General features: G+C 50.5%; 12 protein-coding genes. 6 read left to right on the forward strand and 6 right to left on the reverse strand.

The window, feature by feature from the left end:
- Positions 1–38: 38 nt before the first annotated feature.
- Together VHA_RS09540 and prfC are read right to left on the reverse strand one after the other, a co-directional pair.
- Positions 39–824, reverse strand: coding sequence for a TatD family hydrolase (locus VHA_RS09540; RefSeq protein WP_005503840.1), 786 nt, complete (start codon positions 822–824; stop codon positions 39–41).
- 85 nt (positions 825–909) lie between these two features.
- Complete coding sequence (gene prfC / locus VHA_RS09545; protein ID WP_005503841.1) at positions 910–2,499, reverse strand: peptide chain release factor 3; 1,590 nt, start codon at positions 2,497–2,499, stop codon at positions 910–912.
- Between the two features lie 451 nt (positions 2,500–2,950).
- On the opposite strand from prfC, the gene VHA_RS09550 reads away from it, so the two are divergent.
- The 6 genes from VHA_RS09550 to VHA_RS09575 all read left to right on the forward strand — a co-directional run bounded on the left by VHA_RS09550 (position 2,951) and on the right by VHA_RS09575 (position 17,831).
- Positions 2,951–10,174, forward strand: a complete 7,224-nt coding sequence (locus VHA_RS09550; RefSeq protein ID WP_005503843.1) for a retention module-containing protein — start codon at positions 2,951–2,953, stop codon at positions 10,172–10,174.
- 86 nt (positions 10,175–10,260) lie between these two features.
- Positions 10,261–12,438 (forward strand): type I secretion system permease/ATPase, encoded by a 2,178-nt coding sequence (locus VHA_RS09555; RefSeq protein WP_005503844.1) that lies wholly within the window; start codon positions 10,261–10,263, stop codon positions 12,436–12,438.
- Positions 12,431–13,813: an HlyD family type I secretion periplasmic adaptor subunit gene (locus VHA_RS09560; RefSeq protein ID WP_005503845.1), complete on the forward strand. Its 1,383-nt coding sequence runs from the start codon at positions 12,431–12,433 to the stop codon at positions 13,811–13,813. Before VHA_RS09555 ends, VHA_RS09560 begins: the two co-directional genes overlap by 8 nt.
- Before the next feature lie 22 nt (positions 13,814–13,835).
- Positions 13,836–15,242, forward strand: coding sequence for a TolC family outer membrane protein (locus VHA_RS09565; protein WP_005503846.1), 1,407 nt, complete (start codon positions 13,836–13,838; stop codon positions 15,240–15,242).
- The gene (locus VHA_RS09570) at positions 15,242–15,835 is read left to right on the forward strand and encodes an OmpA family protein (RefSeq protein ID WP_005503847.1); all 594 of its coding nucleotides are present in this window, start codon (positions 15,242–15,244) and stop codon (positions 15,833–15,835) included. Before VHA_RS09565 ends, VHA_RS09570 begins: the two co-directional genes overlap by 1 nt.
- 61 nt (positions 15,836–15,896) lie before the next feature.
- Positions 15,897–17,831: an EAL domain-containing protein gene (locus VHA_RS09575; RefSeq protein ID WP_005503849.1), complete on the forward strand. Its 1,935-nt coding sequence runs from the start codon at positions 15,897–15,899 to the stop codon at positions 17,829–17,831.
- Between the two features lie 51 nt (positions 17,832–17,882).
- Here the strand turns inward: VHA_RS09575 and rimI are convergent, their stop codons facing one another.
- The 4 genes from rimI to ubiT all read right to left on the reverse strand — a co-directional run bounded on the left by rimI (position 17,883) and on the right by ubiT (position 19,840).
- On the reverse strand, positions 17,883–18,329 hold the full coding sequence (gene rimI, locus VHA_RS09580) for a ribosomal protein S18-alanine N-acetyltransferase (RefSeq protein WP_040528589.1): 447 nt from the start codon (positions 18,327–18,329) through the stop codon (positions 17,883–17,885).
- Positions 18,319–18,714 (reverse strand): DNA polymerase III subunit psi, encoded by a 396-nt coding sequence (locus tag VHA_RS09585; RefSeq protein WP_005503851.1) that lies wholly within the window; start codon positions 18,712–18,714, stop codon positions 18,319–18,321. The genes rimI and VHA_RS09585 overlap by 11 nt, the downstream gene beginning before the upstream one ends.
- 111 nt (positions 18,715–18,825) lie before the next feature.
- Complete coding sequence (locus VHA_RS09590) at positions 18,826–19,329, reverse strand: GNAT family N-acetyltransferase (protein ID WP_005503852.1); 504 nt, start codon at positions 19,327–19,329, stop codon at positions 18,826–18,828.
- A complete protein-coding gene (ubiT, locus tag VHA_RS09595) occupies positions 19,313–19,840 on the reverse strand; it encodes a ubiquinone anaerobic biosynthesis accessory factor UbiT (RefSeq protein ID WP_005503853.1) in 528 nt (175 codons plus the stop codon). The genes VHA_RS09590 and ubiT overlap by 17 nt, the downstream gene beginning before the upstream one ends.
- Positions 19,841–20,035 lie beyond the last annotated feature (195 nt).

Raw genomic sequence — 20,035 nt, forward strand, 5'->3', positions numbered from 1 at the left:
AATGGTCTATTTTTGTGACCTATGCACGACAAAACCGTTCAGTCAAGCGCTGCATAATCAGCATCTAAGACAAAATATCTTGTCGAGTTTTGTGATGTTACGTGAATAATTTCTTCGACAGGCAGATGTTTGAGATGAGCCAGTGTTTGTGCAATAAGTAGCATTCTTTCCGGCAAATTAGGCTCTCCCTGATAGCCAAAAACAGGCATATCCGGCGCATCTGTTTCTAACACCAATGCATTCAGGGGGAAGTTTTTCACTGCATTCCGTGTTTTGTTCGCCCGCTCATAAGTAATAGTGCCCCCGATACCCAGCAAAAAGCCCCGCCGGATATAGCTGAGCCCTATCTGTTCACTGCCACTGAATGCGTGTAACACCCCTTTTACACCAGAAAACCGATTCAGGATTTGCAGCAGTTCATTGTGAGCTTTCCGGCAATGCAGAATTACCGGTAACTGGTACTTTTCAGCCAGCTTGAGCTGCTCGGTTAAAAACCACGTCTGGCGCTCTGGATCGGCATTCTCTATGGCAAAATCCAGGCCACACTCCCCGATGGCCACACAACCTTTAGGCGATTCAGACAAAAACGCATCCAGCTTTTCAATATCATCTTCGTGATGCGACGCCATCCAGACAGGGTGCAACCCGACCGCATAAAACACCTCTGGAAATGACGCTGCCAATGTTGCCACCCTGCCCCAGTTTTCCCTTGCTACCGCAGGCACGATAAGGTGCTGGATACCGGTATCCTTTGATCGCTGAACCCAGTAGGCCGGATCATCGGAGAACGGTGGGAAATCAAAATGGCAATGGGTATCAATCATAGTATTAATGCCTGAGCTTAGCCTCTCTACAGAGAATACAAGAAAGCCGTCCCGAAAGACGGCTTTCTTTATCACCTTGCAGTTATCAGTGCTCGCGCGTTGCGCGGAAGATTACATCCGGATGGCGTTCTTGGGTCAGGCTCAGGTTGACCATAGTCGGCGCGATGTAAGTGAGGTTATCGCCACCATCCAGCGCCAGATTGGTCTGGTTCTTACGCTGGAATTCATCCAGCTTCTTCGCATCACCACATTCCACCCAGCGCGCCGTTGCCACGTTGACAGGCTCATAAATCGCCTCAACGTTGTATTCCGACTTCAGGCGCGCAACCACTACGTCAAACTGCAGCACACCCACCGCACCTACAATCAGGTCATTGGAGGTCATTGGGCGGAACACCTGCACCGCACCTTCTTCAGACAGCTGTACCAGCCCTTTCAGCAGTTGTTTCTGTTTCAGCGGATCACGCAGGCGAATACGGCGGAACAGTTCAGGGGCAAAGTTCGGAATGCCCGAGAATTTCAGATCTTCACCCTGAGTGAAGGTATCACCAATCTGGATAGTGCCGTGGTTATGCAGACCAATGATATCACCGGCATAGGCTTCTGCTGCACGTGAGCGGTCACCCGCCATGAAGGTTACCGCATCAGAAATCGATACCGTCTTACCGATACGGACATGCTTCATCTTCATACCCTGGCTGTATTTGCCCGACACAATACGCATAAAGGCAATACGGTCACGGTGTTTCGGATCCATGTTTGCCTGGATTTTGAATACGAAGCCAGAGAATTTCTCTTCACACGCTTCCACTTCGCGCTCATGAGCCTGACGCGCCAGTGGGGCGGGTGCCCACTCGGTCAAGCCATCCAGCATATGATCAACACCGAAGTTACCCAGCGCAGTACCAAAGAATACCGGTGTCAGCTCGCCTTTCAGGAACAGTTCCTGATCGAACTCGTGCGATGCACCCAGCACCAACTCCAGCTCTTCACGCAATTGCTCTGCCAAGCTTTCGCCCACCGCTTCATCCAGCTCCGGGTTATCGAGACCTTTGATGATGCGGGACTCCTGAATGGTGTGGCCCTGACCAGTTTGGTACAGGATCGTTTCATCGCGGTGAATGTGGTAAACACCTTTAAACGCTTTACCACAACCAATTGGCCATGATACCGGCGCACACGCGATATTCAGCTCACTTTCCACTTCATCCATCAACTCCATCGGGTCACGGATGTCACGGTCAAGTTTGTTCATAAACGTGATGATGGGCGTGTCACGTAAACGGGTAACTTCCATCAGCTTTCGGGTGCGATCTTCAACACCTTTCGCCGCATCAATCACCATCAGACAAGAGTCAACGGCTGTCAGGGTACGGTAAGTATCCTCGGAGAAGTCTTCATGCCCAGGGGTATCGAGCAGGTTCACCAGACAGTCGTTATAAGGGAACTGCATGACCGACGTAGTGACCGAGATACCACGCTCTTTTTCCATCTCCATCCAGTCAGACTTCGCATGCTGGTTAGAGCCACGGCCTTTCACCGTACCGGCTGTCTGGATCGCGCGTCCAAATAACAACACTTTTTCAGTGATGGTGGTTTTACCGGCATCCGGGTGCGAGATAATCGCAAACGTACGACGTTTGCCGACTTCTTGCTGAAATGGAGAGTTTGACATGCTTAAGCTATTCCGCGTTAAACAGCGTACGGTTAAAAAGGGAAGGCCGCACGCAGTATAGATGAATTCAGATCGGCGGGTATTTTGTACGATCTCAGGTTGAGACTCAACGTCAGGCGGAAAAAACCTTATTCCATCACTCCAGAAGAAAATTTCCCAAGAAAAATAAGTGCCCGTTTGGAACATTGCCAATGTCTAAATAATGGTACATCACCCCATCACCCTCGGTCACTTTTCGAACAGTATCTCATCAAGAAGCAATAAAATATTGATCTTAGTTCAGATCTTTAGTGTTGAGAAATATAGCAAAATTACAATTTGCGTCACTTTTTTGGCAATTTTATTTAACATCAAACTTCATAGTGAACTCGATTGCATAGTATTGTGGGAGGTATATCTGCATCAATCTGATGCGCATGGCATTTATTTTACCTTTCGCAGGAAGATATTCATGGATTCGATCGTCACCACTCAGGCTGCAAAAGTCATTTCAGCAAACGGCAATGTATTCGTTAAAGTGAACGGGAAAGATGTTCCTATCACTGACACTTTAGCTCTTAACGCCGGCACTGAAATTTTTCTTCCTGAAGGTGCCAACGCACTTCTGTCACTCGAAGATGGAAGCCTGCTGCCAGTCGGTGAACAAGACTCTCCTGCGCAAGATATTTTCGACACACCCATCGACGATGAAATCGCGGCTATTCAGGCATTGATTGAAGGCGGCGCTGACCCGACAGAAGTATTAGAAGCCACTGCTGCCGGTGGAAACGCTGCATCTGGCGCTGGCTCATGGGGATTCCAATCTATTGGCCGCACGGGTGATGAAACCATCGCCCAGGCAGGGTTTGATACGGAAGCCGTAGGAAGAGGTTTTGCTACAAGGCAGGAACTGCGAGATACTGTCGCCGAAGGCACCGTCAACAACACCGTGGTGGATGACAGTGACCCGACCACCTTCACCCTGAGCTCAACGACCAACGGCGACAACATCACCGAAGGCGGCAAGATTGAGTACAAGGTCGAGCTCTCCAGCCCGGCCAAGGAAGCCATCACCGTTACCCTGAGCAACGGCGTCACCATTGAGATACCTAAGGATGCCTCTTCGGGCACCGGCGAGTTCACCGTCCGCGGCGATGATGCCTACACCCAGGGCCATGACGACCTGTCCGTGACCATCGACAGCGTCACTGACAACAGCTTTGAAGACGTGACGTTCGAAGGCACCGTCAACAACACCGTGGTGGATGACAGTGACCCGACCACCTTCACCCTGAGCTCAACGACCAACGGCGACAACATCACCGAAGGCGGCAAGATTGAGTACAAGGTCGAGCTCTCCAGCCCGGCCAAGGAAGCCATCACCGTTACCCTGAGCAACGGCGTCACCATTGAGATACCTAAGGATGCCTCTTCGGGCACCGGCGAGTTCACCGTCCGCGGCGATGATGCCTACACCCAGGGCCATGACGACCTGTCCGTGACCATCGACAGCGTCACTGACAACAGCTTTGAAGACGTGACGTTCGAAGGCACCGTCAACAACACCGTGGTGGATGACAGTGACCCGACCACCTTCACCCTGAGCTCAACGACCAACGGCGACAACATCACCGAAGGCGGCAAGATTGAGTACAAGGTCGAGCTCTCCAGCCCGGCCAAGGAAGCCATCACCGTTACCCTGAGCAACGGCGTCACCATTGAGATACCTAAGGATGCCTCTTCGGGCACCGGCGAGTTCACCGTCCGCGGCGATGATGCCTACACCCAGGGCCATGACGACCTGTCCGTGACCATCGACAGCGTCACTGACAACAGCTTTGAAGACGTGACGTTCGAAGGCACCGTCAACAACACCGTGGTGGATGACAGTGACCCGACCACCTTCACCCTGAGCTCAACGACCAACGGCGACAACATCACCGAAGGCGGCAAGATTGAGTACAAGGTCGAGCTCTCCAGCCCGGCCAAGGAAGCCATCACCGTTACCCTGAGCAACGGCGTCACCATTGAGATACCTAAGGATGCCTCTTCGGGCACCGGCGAGTTCACCGTCCGCGGCGATGATGCCTACACCCAGGGCCATGACGACCTGTCCGTGACCATCGACAGCGTCACTGACAACAGCTTTGAAGACGTGACGTTCGAAGGCACCGTCAACAACACCGTGGTGGATGACAGTGACCCGACCACCTTCACCCTGAGCTCAACGACCAACGGCGACAACATCACCGAAGGCGGCAAGATTGAGTACAAGGTCGAGCTCTCCAGCCCGGCCAAGGAAGCCATCACCGTTACCCTGAGCAACGGCGTCACCATTGAGATACCTAAGGATGCCTCTTCGGGCACCGGCGAGTTCACCGTCCGCGGCGATGATGCCTACACCCAGGGCCATGACGACCTGTCCGTGACCATCGACAGCGTCACTGACAACAGCTTTGAAGACGTGACGTTCGAAGGCACCGTCAACAACACCGTGGTGGATGACAGTGACACCGTCACCGTCAAGCTATTTGCGGCGGATGATAACGGCATGATCATCTATAAGGATGGCGTGCCACTGGAAGCCAACAGCACCGAAGAAGGCGGCGACGTCTACTACGTGGCGCAGCTGGTCGACAGCAACGGTGACATCATTGCCGGTGCCACCGGCGAGGTGACCATCAACTTTGGTGCCCTCACCAACGCGGACGGCAGCAAGGATTACACCCAGAGCGGTACCGCCATCACCGTCAACCTCGGCGACAAGATCACCGCTGAGACCCTCGATGACCACTTCAACGAGGGCTCTGAGTCCTTTGAGGTTTCTGTCTCCCTGACCGATGAGCAGAAGACCGACCTGGAAGGCACCTACGAGAAGGTCACCGCTGACGGCTCCGTCACCACCACCGTCAACGATGAAGGCGACGGTAACTACGGCGACGAGGATACCGTCACCGTCAAACTGTTTGTGGTCAACGCTGACGGCAGCATTGTGCCTGCAGAAAACGGCACCCTGACCGAAGGTGATGCAAATGGCGACACTATCCAGTACATGGCACTGCCAGTGGATGCCAACGGCACTATCCTCGCCACCTTCAGCGCTGATGGTTCGGTAACATTGCTCAATAAAAACAAAGGTCAGGTAACGGTCACTGTCGAAGAAAGTGACGACAGCGCAGCGAGCAACAACACCGATGTCACCACCCAAGGCATGAAGAACCAGACCGTGAGCCTGGGCCAAGTGTTTGAGGTCTCTGCGGTGGATGACCACTTCGCTGACAACGGCGAAACCGTCACCATCACACTGGGTAATGTCTCCGGTAACATCACCAACACCTATGAAGAAGTGACTTCAAATGACAATGTGACCAACAACATCATCGATAACGACAACCCACCAGTTGCCGTCGATGACTACAAAGATTCAAACATTCTGTTCCAAGAATCGTTCGAAATAGAAAATGGCTCCAAAGGTTGGGTAGTGGTTGATGAGTTCAACGGCTGGAACATTACAAATGGGCTCGAAATTCAGACTGGCAACGTTGGTGGCAGTACTGCCTCAGATGGAAACAGCCACGCAGAGTTTGATAGCCATGGCGCGGTAACGTCTGTCGAGATCAGTCGCGTTCTCGATGCGGGCGACGGTGTTATCGCAGGCCAGAACTATACGCTCTCCTTCGATTTCAAACCGCGTCCTAACCACGAAGATGATAGCGACATGCTTTTCACCTTTGGGGAGTACAGCTACAAAGTTATCGTTAGTGAAAATTGCGGCATTTCTTTTGATGCACTCCAAGATGACGCGCCTGCACTCTCTAGTACCGATGCGGGTAACGGCTGGACAACGATCTCGGTGACCTATCAAGCGCAGGATGATGCGGAAATTAAGCTCGCCTTTACCAATGATGATGAAACCACTAGCAGTGACACCTTTGGTGCATACATCGACAATATCGAAGTCAGTGGCCCTCAGCCATACTGGGTAAATAATGATAAACACCCAGAAAATGTCGTTGAAATACTTTTCTTCACCGAAGACAAAAAAGGCATTCTAGATAACGATTTTGACACAGATAACGATGACTTATCTGCAATCATCAACAGTTTTAAGATTGATGCAGACAATCCAGAATCCGTGGGCAAACTCTCTTTCATCACAAAAGTAATTGAAGGTAAGGAAGAAATCGTTGGCATCCGCTTTATTCCGAATGAGGAATATAACGGCCCCGTCAAGATTCAATACCAGAATACAGATGGTGCAAATGATTCTAACGTTGCCAACATTCACATCTACGTCAATGAAGTAAACGCAAATGATGACGGCAGTGGGCTTTTGTTTGAAACGTCGAGCGAAGACGGGTGGCAGAACCTTGATGGTAACGGCATCCTGACTATCAACGCGGTCAAAATCGGTGAAGATGGCAAGCGTGTTCCACAAGGCGATTTGGTCACTGAAAACTCAGAACACGTTCACGACAAGCACGGAATCGGCGTTGCAGATGAAGCCCGTGAAGGGAATGCTGGCGATGTGAGCTATCAGGTTGAATATGACCACGGCACAAACACCTCGGAAGCGTTAGAATTGGTTCTGACCACCCCAGCCGACAAACTTGAAATTGGCGTGGCACGCTTGTTTGACAATGAGCACGGCCAGGGAAATCACGAAGTGGCCAAGTGGACTGCCTATGACAAAGACGGCAAGGTTCTAGCAACAGGTGAATTTAATTTCGGCGACAAAACCAGTTGCGAAGGCATTATTACCATTGAAGCTGCGGGCATTTACACCGTCGTTCTCGAAGCGTTACCTCGACTCAATGAAAGCGATTCCAACAAAACCAGTGGTGATTCATCAGACTTCACCATCACTTCTGTGGCGGTATACAGCGAACAGGCCAAATACACTGTCGCTGAAACAGAAACGCTGGATTCAACGACAACTGTACAAGGCTCACTGTTGCAGAACGATGGCGACCCAGAAGGGCACAGCTTCAGTGTTACCGAAATCAACGGCCAACCATTGACGTTTGGAGACGATGGTTTCGCGAGGGTGACGTTCGACGAGGGTACGCTTTACATCAAAGCGGATGGTACCTTTAAGTTTGAAGCCATCGATCAAGCCGATCTGGTTGAAGGTCAGTCTGAACAGTTCCAATTTGACTACACCATTCGTGATAGCAAAGGTGATCTGGATATAGCAAAAGTCACCATCACCATCGAAGGAAAAGATGACCAGCCAACTGAGTTGACTGTGACTGTGAGCGATGCACAAGTCAGCGAAGAGGCACTGCCCAATGCACGACCTGAAGATGGTGAGCAACCGTCTTCGTCAGACAACAACGTACAAATCAACATTGGCGGCATTGACGATTTTGACAACCTTCGCGTCGCTTTTAAAGTCGAAAACGGTGAGCCTGTTTTTGCAACGAGCGACGGCTCTCTGACTGAATTGAGCTCTGGTGGTGAGACTATTCAATGGAAATTTGGTGGGCCGAATGGCGACGACTACACAACGCTGATTGGCTTTACCAGTGAAGGAAACGTTCTCACCATTTCACTGACGCAAGGCGTTGGTTCTGCCGCACCATCATACAGTGTCGTACTTCACAAACCGGTTGCTCACCTAAATAGCGGCGAAGATACACTTGGCGTGTTGAAACCCCAAATTGAGGTGGAGGGAACAGGTGACTTAGAAGGTAAGGTAACCGTCACTGGCGATGCCTCACTGTCTGTGAGCATTGATGACGATATGGTGGATGTGTCAGCCTCCCAAACCACAGTGACCGCTCAATTAACTCAAGCACAAACAAATGGGACTGTTAACGTATTCCAAAACTATGATGACAGCACCCACGTTTATGACCTGAACGGCAAGACCACCATCAGCTTTAGCGCTGAAGGACCGGGAGACGATGTCACACCATCTTGGAACAATGGTCAAGGTCTCGGGGTTGCAAGTTCGATGGGGACAAACAACAAGCACGAGATCCAATCTACTTCTGCTGAAGCTGAAACGCTTATTGGCTCTTTGGCTCAGGATGATGTTGCATACAACTTGTCGCTCTCACTCTACAAGCTCAATGACAGCACAGCCTTGATGCATGGCAGTAAGCCTGTCTTCGGCATTGTGACTTTCTACAAAGAAGGGGTACCTGTCGCGTCATACTCTTTCGACAAAGGAGACGTAACTTACCATGGTCCTCAAGCTGCCGATGTGCACTTTGATGTACCTACAGGATTTGATGAGTTCCGAATTACTCCAACCCAAGGCAGTGATTTCACTATTAAAGGTGTCGATGTTGATATGACGCAGGATGGGAGCATCTACGCCCACGCCAGTGGTCAAATCGATGTTCAATACGGTGCTGACGGTGCGGGCGCTTCGCCTGCTATTACTCAATTCGGCTCAATCGAAGGCAACACTAGTATCTATAGCTTCTCACAAGTTTCAAACACTCACTGGCAGGTAACCTTAGGCTCAGGCGCTGCGGCGATAGTTGTCGGCGATTTGCAGCTTGACGCCTCTGGCAGTTGGAGTTTCGAACAACTTGCGCCAATTACTGAGGAGTTGAACTTCAAAGTGGTGGCCAGTGACAGAGACAATGATACCGATGATGTTACGGTGACGATTGTCCCTGCAGGCACCAGCAATAAGATTGAAACGGGTGATTCCAACGACACGGTCAAGCTGCACTCTGGCTATGGAAACATAGATATGATTGACACAGGAAGTGGTTCACCAATCAAAGTCAATGGCCACGTTATCTTTGACGGCGCCAGCCCAGGGCTAATTTCAGTGGACCAACTCAATGGCGTAACCGGACTGACCAACCCTGCTCTGGATAAACTGCCAGAGGGCGAGCAATTTGTTTCAAATTCCAGCGATGCTATTTACACCTATGGTGGCAATGACCATGTTGAAGGTGGCGCGGGCGATGATTGGATTTATCTTGGCGACAGCGGCGATAACGCCGGATATAGCGAAGAGGAAATGCTTGGTTTTGTCGCAGCTTCAGAGTCCGAGCTTTTCACACTATCCTCAAGCTCAGCGGAGCTGGAAGATGGTACGTTAAACGCATCGTACCAAGCATGGGCGGATGTCGCACAAGGTGGTAAAGGCAACGATACCATTTTTGGTGAAGATGGAACGGACATCATCTCTGGTGGTACAGGCGAAGATCGGTTGTTTGGTGGCTCTGGTAGCGACGCTTTGAGAGGCGGCTCCGGCGATGACATCTTAGATGGAGGCACAGGCAATGACTGGCTCCGCGGCGATGCAGGTAATGACACGCTAATCGGTGGTGCTGGCGAAGATGTTTTTGTCTGGGGAAGTGCAGATTCGGTCGCAGGAGAACTGTGGGTTGATACCGCTAAAGACTTCAACACGTCAGAAGACAAACTACATTTGACCGACCTTCTCGTCAAAGAAAGCGGTGATGCTGTTGATATCAGTAAGATCGTTTCGTTTGAGGAAGTCGGAGAAGACGGCAATAAGTCACTCGTTCTGAATCTCGACCTGAACGGTGATAGCAGTGTTGACCAAAAGATTGTGTTGGATGGCTTATCACTGGATAACGGTTCAGTGCAAATCAACACACTCTACTCTGAAGGTAAGGGCACGTTGACACTGACACAGTCAGGTGAAACTTCTTCAATTACTTTCCAACCACTGGTTGAACAGCAAGAACCACAAGATTAACAATAGCCCTAAAGACATCGGCCATTCGGTCGATGTCTTATTTGGCTTTTGTTATTAATTGTTTACGTTTTTATAGAGAGAACTAGGTGACCGACGCAGCAATTGCCAAACGCAAGCCGCAGCAGTGGCGCATTAGCGCGTCAACGCAAGCGGTGGACGACCCGTTGTTAGATTGCTTGGTCTTGTTGACTGAGCACTATGGTTCGCCGTGCTCGGGGGATGCCCTAACGGCGGGTCTCCCGATGACTGACGCCCTGCTGACACCGGATCTGTTTCCTCAGGCGGCAGCCCGTGCAGGGTTGACTGCCAAACTTTCCCGCCGACAATTGAAGGCACTGCCAACGCTTTTATTGCCTTGCATACTTCTTTTGACTGATAAAAAAGCCTGTATTCTCCGCGAGATTAACACCGAAGAAGGCACGGCACTCATCCAAACCTCTGAAACCGGTGGCGAGGAAGAGATTCCGCTGGCGGATCTTGAAGCCATGTATACCGGTTATACGTTTTTAGTTAAACGTCAGTATCGTGGTGACAACAGCGTCGATCTGCACCTTCACGACACAAAAATCCATTGGTTCTGGCAAACAGTGAAAGATGCCTCGCCGATTTACCGCGATGCATTGATAGCGTCAGTGCTGGTGAATATCTTCGCACTGGTTTCACCGCTGTTTGTGATGAATGTGTATGACAAGGTAGTGCCTAACCTCGCCTTTGAATCCCTGTGGGTACTGGCGAGCGGTGCACTGATTGCCTTCAGTTTTGATTTCCTGATGAAAAAAATGCGCTCTTACCTGATTGATATTGCAGGTAAGAAAGTCGATATCATCGTGTCTTCACGCCTGTTTGCCCGTCTGATGGGGATTCCACTGGAAAAGCGCGCCAAAAGTGTTGGCGGCATGGCCAAGCAACTGGGTGAATTTGATGGCATTCGGGACATGCTGACCTCGGCCACCCTCACTACGTTGGTCGACTTACCCTTTGCTCTCTTTTTCTTGTTTGTCATTTATCTCTTTGCAGGAGACCTCGCTGTTGTCCCGGTCGTGGCAGGTATCCTGATTATTGGCTATGCCCTGTTTGTTCAGCCAAAACTTAAAGCAGCCATTGAAGAGTCAAACAAATACGCCAGCCAAAAGCATGGACATTTAATTGAAAGCCTCTCCGCACTCGAAAGTATAAAAGCCAATGTGGCAGAAGGGATCGTGCAGAAAAGCTGGCAACAGATGACCGCACACACAGCAAACTGGAACCTCAAGGTGAAGCAAATCACCAACTCGGTCTCCTATTTTGCGTCTTTCATTGTTCAGGTGACATCAGTTGCCGTGGTTGTCCTGGGTGTCTATCGCGTCGCTGACGCCCAAATTACCATGGGCGGGATTATTGCTGCGGTGATGCTTTCCAGCCGTGCTGTATCACCAATGGCGCAACTGGCAGGCCTTATGAGCCGCTGGAACCAGACCCAATCAGGTATGCGCCAGCTTAATGCCATGATGGATCAGGAAGATGAATTTGCAGATAAAGGCCACCTGATCAGCCGTAAGCGTTTAAAAGGCGATATCTACGCTGACAACATTGGCTTTCGCTATCCGGAGTCTGAAAAAACGACCCTTCACCCCACCAGCTTTACCATCAATGCCGGTGAAAAAATTGCCATTCTGGGCAAAAACGGTACTGGCAAGAGCACCCTTATCAAAATGCTGGCAGGCCTTTACCAACCAACAACTGGCAGCTTACGTTTCGACGGCGTGGATGCAAAACAGATCCACCCAGCAGATCTGCGTCGCAATGTGGGTTATTTGGCGCAGGATGTAACGCTTTTCCACGGTACGATACGCGAAAATATTATGTTCGGTACCAGACAGGTGACAGAGCATCAATTAATACGTGCTACGCAACTTTCTGGCGTGGGAACGTTCACCTCTCAGGACAGCGAAGGGCTCGATAAACAAGTCGGTGAGCGCGGAGAAGCCCTTTCCCGGGGTCAGCGACAGTCGGTTGCCCTTGCTCGTGCGCTGCTCAATGACCCGCCCCTGCTTATCATGGACGAGCCCACTGCCAGCCTCGATGCCCACGCAGAAAGCCAGTTTATCCACGCCATGAAGTTCGCTTCAAAAGAGCGCACCTTAGTGATGATCACCCACAAGATGGCGCTGCTTCAATTAGTTGACCGCGTCATTGTCATGGATAAGGGGCGCATTGTGATGGACGGACCAAGGGATAAAGTGCTGGAGCGTCTGAATGCCAATGCAGGAGGTCAACATGACTAACGCGCTCAAGCGTGATGACATTGAAATGACCGATGACGTCTACGGCGCCATGCTGACTGATGCACCAGTGCGCTACCGCTTTGTTATCTGGGGGGTATTTACTTTTTTTGTAGCCATCATTACATGGGCAGCCTTTGCCTCCCTGGATCGCGTTACACGTGGTGAAGGCAAAGTTATTCCTTCTTCCCAGGTGCAATTAATACAAAGTCTGGATGGCGGCATTTTGCAGGCTATGTATGTGCAGGAAGGCCAGTTGGTGAAGCAGGGAGAGCCACTGGCACGTATCGATGACACCCGTTTCCGCTCCGATTTTGCCCAGCAGGAAGAAGAGGTCTCCAGCCTACGTGCCAATATCATTCGCATGCGCTCAGAACTACGCAGTATTAAGCTGTCCCCTGCAGCCCCAAACTGGCGGGAGCAAATTGCCATCACCCTGTCGCCACTTGAATTTCCTTCCGAACTTGAAGAGTCAGAGCCAGCATTAATTGAAGGTCAGCGTCAGGAATACGAAGGCCGTCTGTTGGATCTCAAAAACCGCCTCGAAATTCTGGCTCGCCAGATTTTGCAAAAGCAGCAAGAAAGCCAGGAAGTTGAATCGAAAATCCGCACCCTGTCAAACAGCTTCGGCCTGATCAAGCGGGAGCTGAAAATCACCATTCCACTGGCGAGGAAAGGGATTGTTTCAGAAATCGATTTACTCAAGCTTGAGCGTCAGGTCAATGATCTGAAGGGTGAGCTGAGTTCACTTCGGTTGATGCAGCCAAAAATCAAAGCTTCTGTTGACGAAGCTATCTTAAAACGCCGCGAGGCCGCACTTGCCTTCAGTAATGAAACCCGGGCCAAAATGAGTGAGCTGGAAACCCGCCTCTCCCGCCTCACCCAAGCTCAGGTCGGAGCACAGGACAAGGTAGACAAAGCGGTTATCACCGCTCCTGTCACTGGCACCATCAAAACCATTCATATCAATACCCTTGGTGGCGTCGTGCAACCGGGTATTGATTTGATAGAAATCGTCCCTGCCGAGGATCAGCTTCTTATCGAAGCCAAGATCGCACCGAAGGATATCGCGTTCCTGCACGCGGGTCTGCCTTCTGTTGTCAAAGTAACCGCCTACGATTTTACGCGTTATGGCGGCCTCAATGGCACGTTGGAGCACATCAGCGCTGATACCACGCAGGATGAAGAGGGCAACAGTTTTTATTTGGTCAGGATCCGGACAGAAAAATCCAGTCTGGAGAAAAAAGACGGCAGTGAGCTGCCAATCATTCCGGGCATGTTGACCTCTGTGGACATCATTACCGGCAAGCGGACAGTGCTGGAATACCTGCTTAACCCAATATTAAGAGCAAAAGAGTCAGCGCTCCGAGAGCGTTGATAATAATAACAAGGAGAGAGTAATGAAAAACAGTGTTGGCCATTCGCTCAGAACAAGTGTCGCTGCTCTGGCAGTCGCAGCGAGCTTGCTTCCTACAGCGGCTGGGGCCCAGTCTCTGGAGCAGGCTGTAGCAACAGCACTGGATACTAACCCGCAAATCAGGCAGGCATTCAATCGCTTTAAGGCAAGCGAGGAGCAGATTCATCAAGCCAGTGCAGGTTATTATCCAACCATTGATTTTGATGCTGGCATTGGCCGTGAATGGACAGAAAGCCCTTCAACCAGACGGGATGCTGTCAATTTTGGTACTGACGAACAAATAGAAATGACCCGTCGTGAAATCGGCGTGTCACTTCGCCAGGTACTGTTCAGCGGCTTCCAGACCGTCAACGAAGTTAAACGCACGACTTTCGAAGCGAGTGCCAACCAATGGACACTTTTTGCCACTGCAGAAGATTTAGCCCTGGAAGTTGCCCGCGCGTACCTTGAGTTCCTGCGTGCCGAACAGATTGTAGTACTTGCCGAACGTAACCTCGAAAGCCACCAGATCATTTATGAGCAGGTGAAACAGAAAACCGATTCCGGACTGGGTTCAACCGCAGACCTTTCTCAGGTGACAGGCCGCCTCGCCCGCGCGCATTCAAACCTTATCTCTGCACAAAATAACCTGTCTGATGCCAGAATTTCCTATCAGCGTATCGTAAACCGCACACCGGAAGACACCCGTATCCCAGTGCCAGATGCCGTGATGTTGCCAACCTCGCTGGAATCGGCGATGGAAATGGCCAAAGCTGCCCATCCAACATTGAAAGCTGCCGACAGTGATATCAGTGCTGCCAAAGCTCAGCGTGAAGCAGCAAAAGGTAATTATTACCCAGAGGTCTCTTTTGATCTTTCTGCAAGCTGGGATGACAACCTTGACGGTAACGATGGCACCTCCCCAGGAAGCAGTTTGGATGTCGGCGGCAACAATGACGAAATCCTCGCCATGGTACGTGTCAACTACAACCTGTTCTCTGGCGGTGCAGACAAAGCCCGTGAGCGCGAAGCGGCTTATAACATCAATGAATCAAAAGCGATTCAGCTCAATGCCTATCGCGATATTGAAGAAGGCACCACGCTGGCGTGGAATGCCCGCGTATTCCTGAAACAGCAAATGCAGTACCTTCGCCAGCACGTTGAGGCGGCAACTGAAACCCGAAATGCCTATGAAGATCAGTTCAAGCTAGGCCAGCGCACACTGATTGATGTGCTGGATGCTGAAAACGAACTGTTCCAGGCACGCCGCGAGTATCTCACGGCAGAATACGACGATCTTATTGCTCAGTACCGGTTGCTGAATGCAACAGGCCAATTACTGGCATCATTGCGCGTCACTACCCCTGAGGTTTGGCAAGGAGACGAAAACGACGAAGGAGGTGTTCAATAATGAAAAAGACACTCGCTATTGTTTCTATTCTATTGTTGGCAGGCTGTAGCTCACAAGACATTGTCACCATGCAAGACACCTCTCCCCAGGTGAATGACCTTCGCGATCTGGATTATGACGGCGTCATCAATGCCCGCGAAAAGTGTAACGAAACACTTCGTGGCGCAGCAGTCGACAACGATGGTTGCCCTCGCGATAAGACGGTGAAGCAAAGCTTTCGCCTGAATGTGGCATTTGCCAACGACTCGTCCGCCCTGCGTCCCAGCAACTACGCAAAACTCGAACAGTTGGCGGACTTTTTGAACGACCAGCGGGATGCCCATGTCACTATTGAAGGGCATGCGAGCAAGGTGGGTAATCCAGACTACAACCTGTCGTTATCACAGCGCCGTGCAAATGCCGTCGCCCGGGCATTAATTAACGACTTCGGCATTGCACCATCCCGTGTCGATGCCATTGGTTATGGGGACACAGAGCCTTTGATTGATGAAGACTCTGAATATGCACACGATGTAAACCGCCGCGTCATGGCAACCCTGTCAGGAAGCTACAGCACGACAGACATGCGCTGGACAATCTTTACGGTCGAGTAAACGGTATGAGCCGGTCTTACCGACCGGCCTCTTTTTATCGTGCGCTAACAAGAGACGCTCTATGTTTGAAAAACGCCTGCCCTATGTGTGGATTTATGCCTTTGCCCTACTGCTGATATTGCTGTCGGTGCTTGCCCAGATAACTGTCAGTGTAAATGAACAGCAAAAGCAGCTTTCGTTGCGTGCGGATGCTGCGCAAACCCAGCTGGCCAAAGTGCTTCCTGCATTTGTTGCTTACTACGATACGGATTCGATTCAAAGAATTGTGGAAGCCAGCCTATCTAACGAGCTCAACACCATTGCGCTCACCGATCTTGTTACTGCAGAGAAAGTCGAGTGGTCCAGCCCAGAAACGTCTCTGAACATCTATTGGTTTGAAGCAGTGATGGGTATCCAGCCTGTCAAACGTACCTTTCCCCTGATTCATGAAGGCTCAGACGTTGCCTCACTGACATTGACGTTTTCACCGCATGCCGCCAGCCAGGTTGTTGCCAGAGAGGCTAGCCAGTTTTCCCTGATACTTGGGGTGGCTGTTGTGATGCTTCTGAGTGCTTTCACTGTTATGTTCAAACGTAGTAAAAGGGCAATTAAACGCGTTACCAGAACACTCGACAGTCTCTCCGAGCAAGATTTTACGTCACCGCAGGCAAAACAACGTTCTGGTGTTAAATCGCTGGATATGGCACTGGATAATCTCGCGAACCACATCCAACGGATCATTCAGTCCCTACACAGAGAGTTGAAAACCTTGAATAACAGCCTGATGTATGATCCCGTATCAGGCCTGCCCAACCGCCAGTACTTTACCCACCAGCTGGGCAGTTGGATGACAGAGGAAGAAGGTGTTCCCGGCGCTGTTTTTATCGCTGACATGTCCTGGATGGATATTATTTACCGTCGTTACGGCTATGTGGCACGCGATGAAACCTGGCAACTGTTAGCGGGTTCACTGCAATCGGCATTCCGTGCCCATCCTAATGTCTGTATCGCCCGTCTCAGTGACACCGAAATCGCCCTCATTTTGCCGCAAAGCAGTGAAGAACAATGCCAACAAGGCCTGCATACCTTGATCAGCACCCTGAACAACGAAGTCACCATGGCAGGGTTTAATACCAATGAAGGCTTCCACATTGGCGTGGTGCATGGTCATGGGCTTCCCGGCACACAATTACTGTCCCTCGCTGACAATGCTTTGCAACGTGCCATCAAGCAGCATGATGTATTCGTGTTTAACCGCGCTTCCGAGGAGCAAGTCATTGGTCGTGAAACCTGGCGCTCACTGCTTAATGACGCCTTAAAACACAAGGCGATACGCTTGCTGGCACAACCGGTTTATCCTCTGTCTGGAAACAAAGGGGTTGCGCTTCACCGGGAGATTTTCACCCATGCAAATATCGAGGGTAGCTGGCAATCCGGCGGACGCCTGATGCCCTATATCCAGCTATTTAAAAAAGGCATCGAGTTCGACCGTGTGGTGATAGAGCATCTGGTCGGTTTACACAAGGCTTCCCCTATCACGGAAACTGTCGCCCTCAACCTGACCAATGACAGTCTGGAAAGCCACGAATTTCTCAGTTGGCTGCAAACGCTACTGACAACCATCCTGCCAGCAGACAAGATCTGTTTCGAAATCAGCGAAGCGAGCGCATGCAACAACCTGAGCGCCTGCATTGCCTTCAGTGAAGGGATACGAAAAGCCGGCGCGACGATTGGCATTGACCACTTTGGCCGCTACTTGCAAGAAGTCGAATACCTGACGGTACTGAAGCCAGATTACGTCAAACTGGATCACGCTTTCAGCCAAGACCAGAATGCTCAGAGTCGCCTCTTTATCGACATGCTGGCTAACATCGCAGAATCACAGGGTATCACCGTGATTGCTACCGGCGTAAAAGATGAAGAGAGCAAGTCAAAAATCAATATCGATGTCATCAACGCTTACCAAGGGTTTATCCATCCACCGTGCGTTTTGCCGCAACAAGAGCAAACGACCTAAGAAAGAAAACCCGCAATCTGGCGGGTTTTCTTTCGTTTATTCATCCGGTTTTTACTCAAACCAGTAACTCATAATGAGCGCATCTTCGCGGTCAGTGGCCGAAGGATAATAATCATACCGCCGGTCAAATTCGTTAAAGCCAAGCGATTCGTATAACCTGATGGCAGCTTTATTGCTTTCACGCACTTCCAGCCAGGCTTCCTCCCCGCCCATCTCTTTCATACAATCGAGGAAAGCTTGCAGCAAGATTTTGCCATATCCCTGCCCCTGATAATCCGGTGAGACAGCAATATTGAGCAAAGAGGCTTCTCCCGCGACACATTGGGCAAAGAAGTACCCTACCAGCGTCTGGTTAACCACCAGCACACGGTTACAACCAAACTTGGATTCTGGTTTTCTTAACAGGCTTTCGGCCCAAGGGTGGCTATGGGCTGCCTGCTCAATGCGAACCACCTCATCCAGCCACTGGCTGTCCATAGGAAGAATGTCAGGATTCATATCTTTTTATCTGTTGCCAAAGCCCCTTTTTCGCACCCTGATCTTTATCAAGTGCTGCCAGTGAAGGCGAAGTCAGCGTGTTCACCCCATCAAGGCTCACCGCACTTACCCCGGCAAACCAACACCATACCAGTTGATGCTTCCCCAGCAGCCCGAGTGCCTGTGGCGGTAAATGAAGCGCCTGTTCTGGCGTCAATTTCATGCTGGCAAGCACTTTACCAAACAGCCAGGCATCCTGCCCGGAAGGCACATGCTCAGACACCAACAACAATTGGCAGCTTTCAGGCAGTGAAATGGTTTTTGGGGTGACATCAGGAAAACATTCTGGTCGGCGGATATCCCAAACCGTAATGCCCATTTCCTTTAATCGTTGCAGATCGTTCATGCCAGTCTCACTCACGTCCATCCGGGAGAGATGCTATCAAACTACATCAATAAACGACACCAAGTAAAAGAGCCGCAAACGCAGCCCTTAAAACACCTGGTGATTATTTAGCTACAGCGCATCAAATTCCGCACAATAAGTGACCTGGCCTTGGACTGTATTAAAAGCCCCCTCTGCAAATTCAAACGCCATAAAGGCATCTGCTGGTACATCCCACTTGCAGCTCAAACCAAATTCCTCTGCCGGTTTAAAGCCAAAACGGGAATAGTAGGCTGGATCGCCAAGCACCACGCACGCTGGATAACCAAACTCATTCAGGGTATCAAAACCTTCACGAACCAGTTGAGCTGCAATGCCTTGCCCACGGTAATCTGGATGAACACAAAGCGGCGCCAATCCCTGAACGCCGGTATCTGTTCCATCAACTAATACGGGACTGAACATCAGGTGCCCCACCACGTCTCCTCCATCATTGCAGGCAACCAGAGACAGGGTGTTGTGACCATTTTCACGTAGCGATTTCACCAATTCCGCTTCAGCGTCCGTGGGAAAAACTTTCTTGAGCAACCTATCAATAGCAAACTGATCAGCCAGAGCTTCAGATCTTATGAGCATAGTGGACCCCGTTAACAGAAGAGGGCGATTGTAGCCCTTTTTGCACAAACTCTGCCAATGAAAACAGGGCTTGGCGCATCGCGGTGGGCAACGACTCCAGATCCACGCTGTCCATCAGGTTCTTGACTTCCAGTCCCAGCTCAGTATCCCCTTCGATCACCAAACGGCGCTGGAAAAACAGGGTATCCGGATCTTCTTTGCGTGCAGCAATCAAGATCAAATCGTTGATGTCACCACTGAAGCGTACATCCGGCGTTTCAATGTCATGGCGCACCACCAGTTTTTTATGTTCATAGCTGATATAGCTTTTAAAGCCGATATCGCGTACATGCACTTCCAACCAGCGATCTTCAAGAAACTCAAACTCACCATCATCCAGCGCCTCACGAAAAACACGTTTCAGGGCTTCCAACATCACTTTTTGTTGGACAGACGCAGGCATAAGCTTAACGGGAAAGCGCAGGAAATTGGGTGCCTGTTGCACCAGCGTTGAATGAAGTTTGTCGAACAAAGTGGGATCCTAATTGAGAGTCAGTCGAAGGTAACTGACATTGTATGACACTGCTCGCGTATTTTTTCATGCCTTGTGTCAAAAAAACAAAGCTCTATTCCAGAAAGGTTTATCACTGAGCCCTCAGATTATATAGTGTTGTTTCAATCATGGAGTCGAAATTGGATATAGCCACATAAGCTATGATGTATGGTA

This window comes from Grimontia hollisae CIP 101886 (assembly GCF_000176515.1).
Taxonomy (GTDB): Bacteria; Pseudomonadota; Gammaproteobacteria; order Enterobacterales; family Vibrionaceae; genus Enterovibrio; species Enterovibrio hollisae.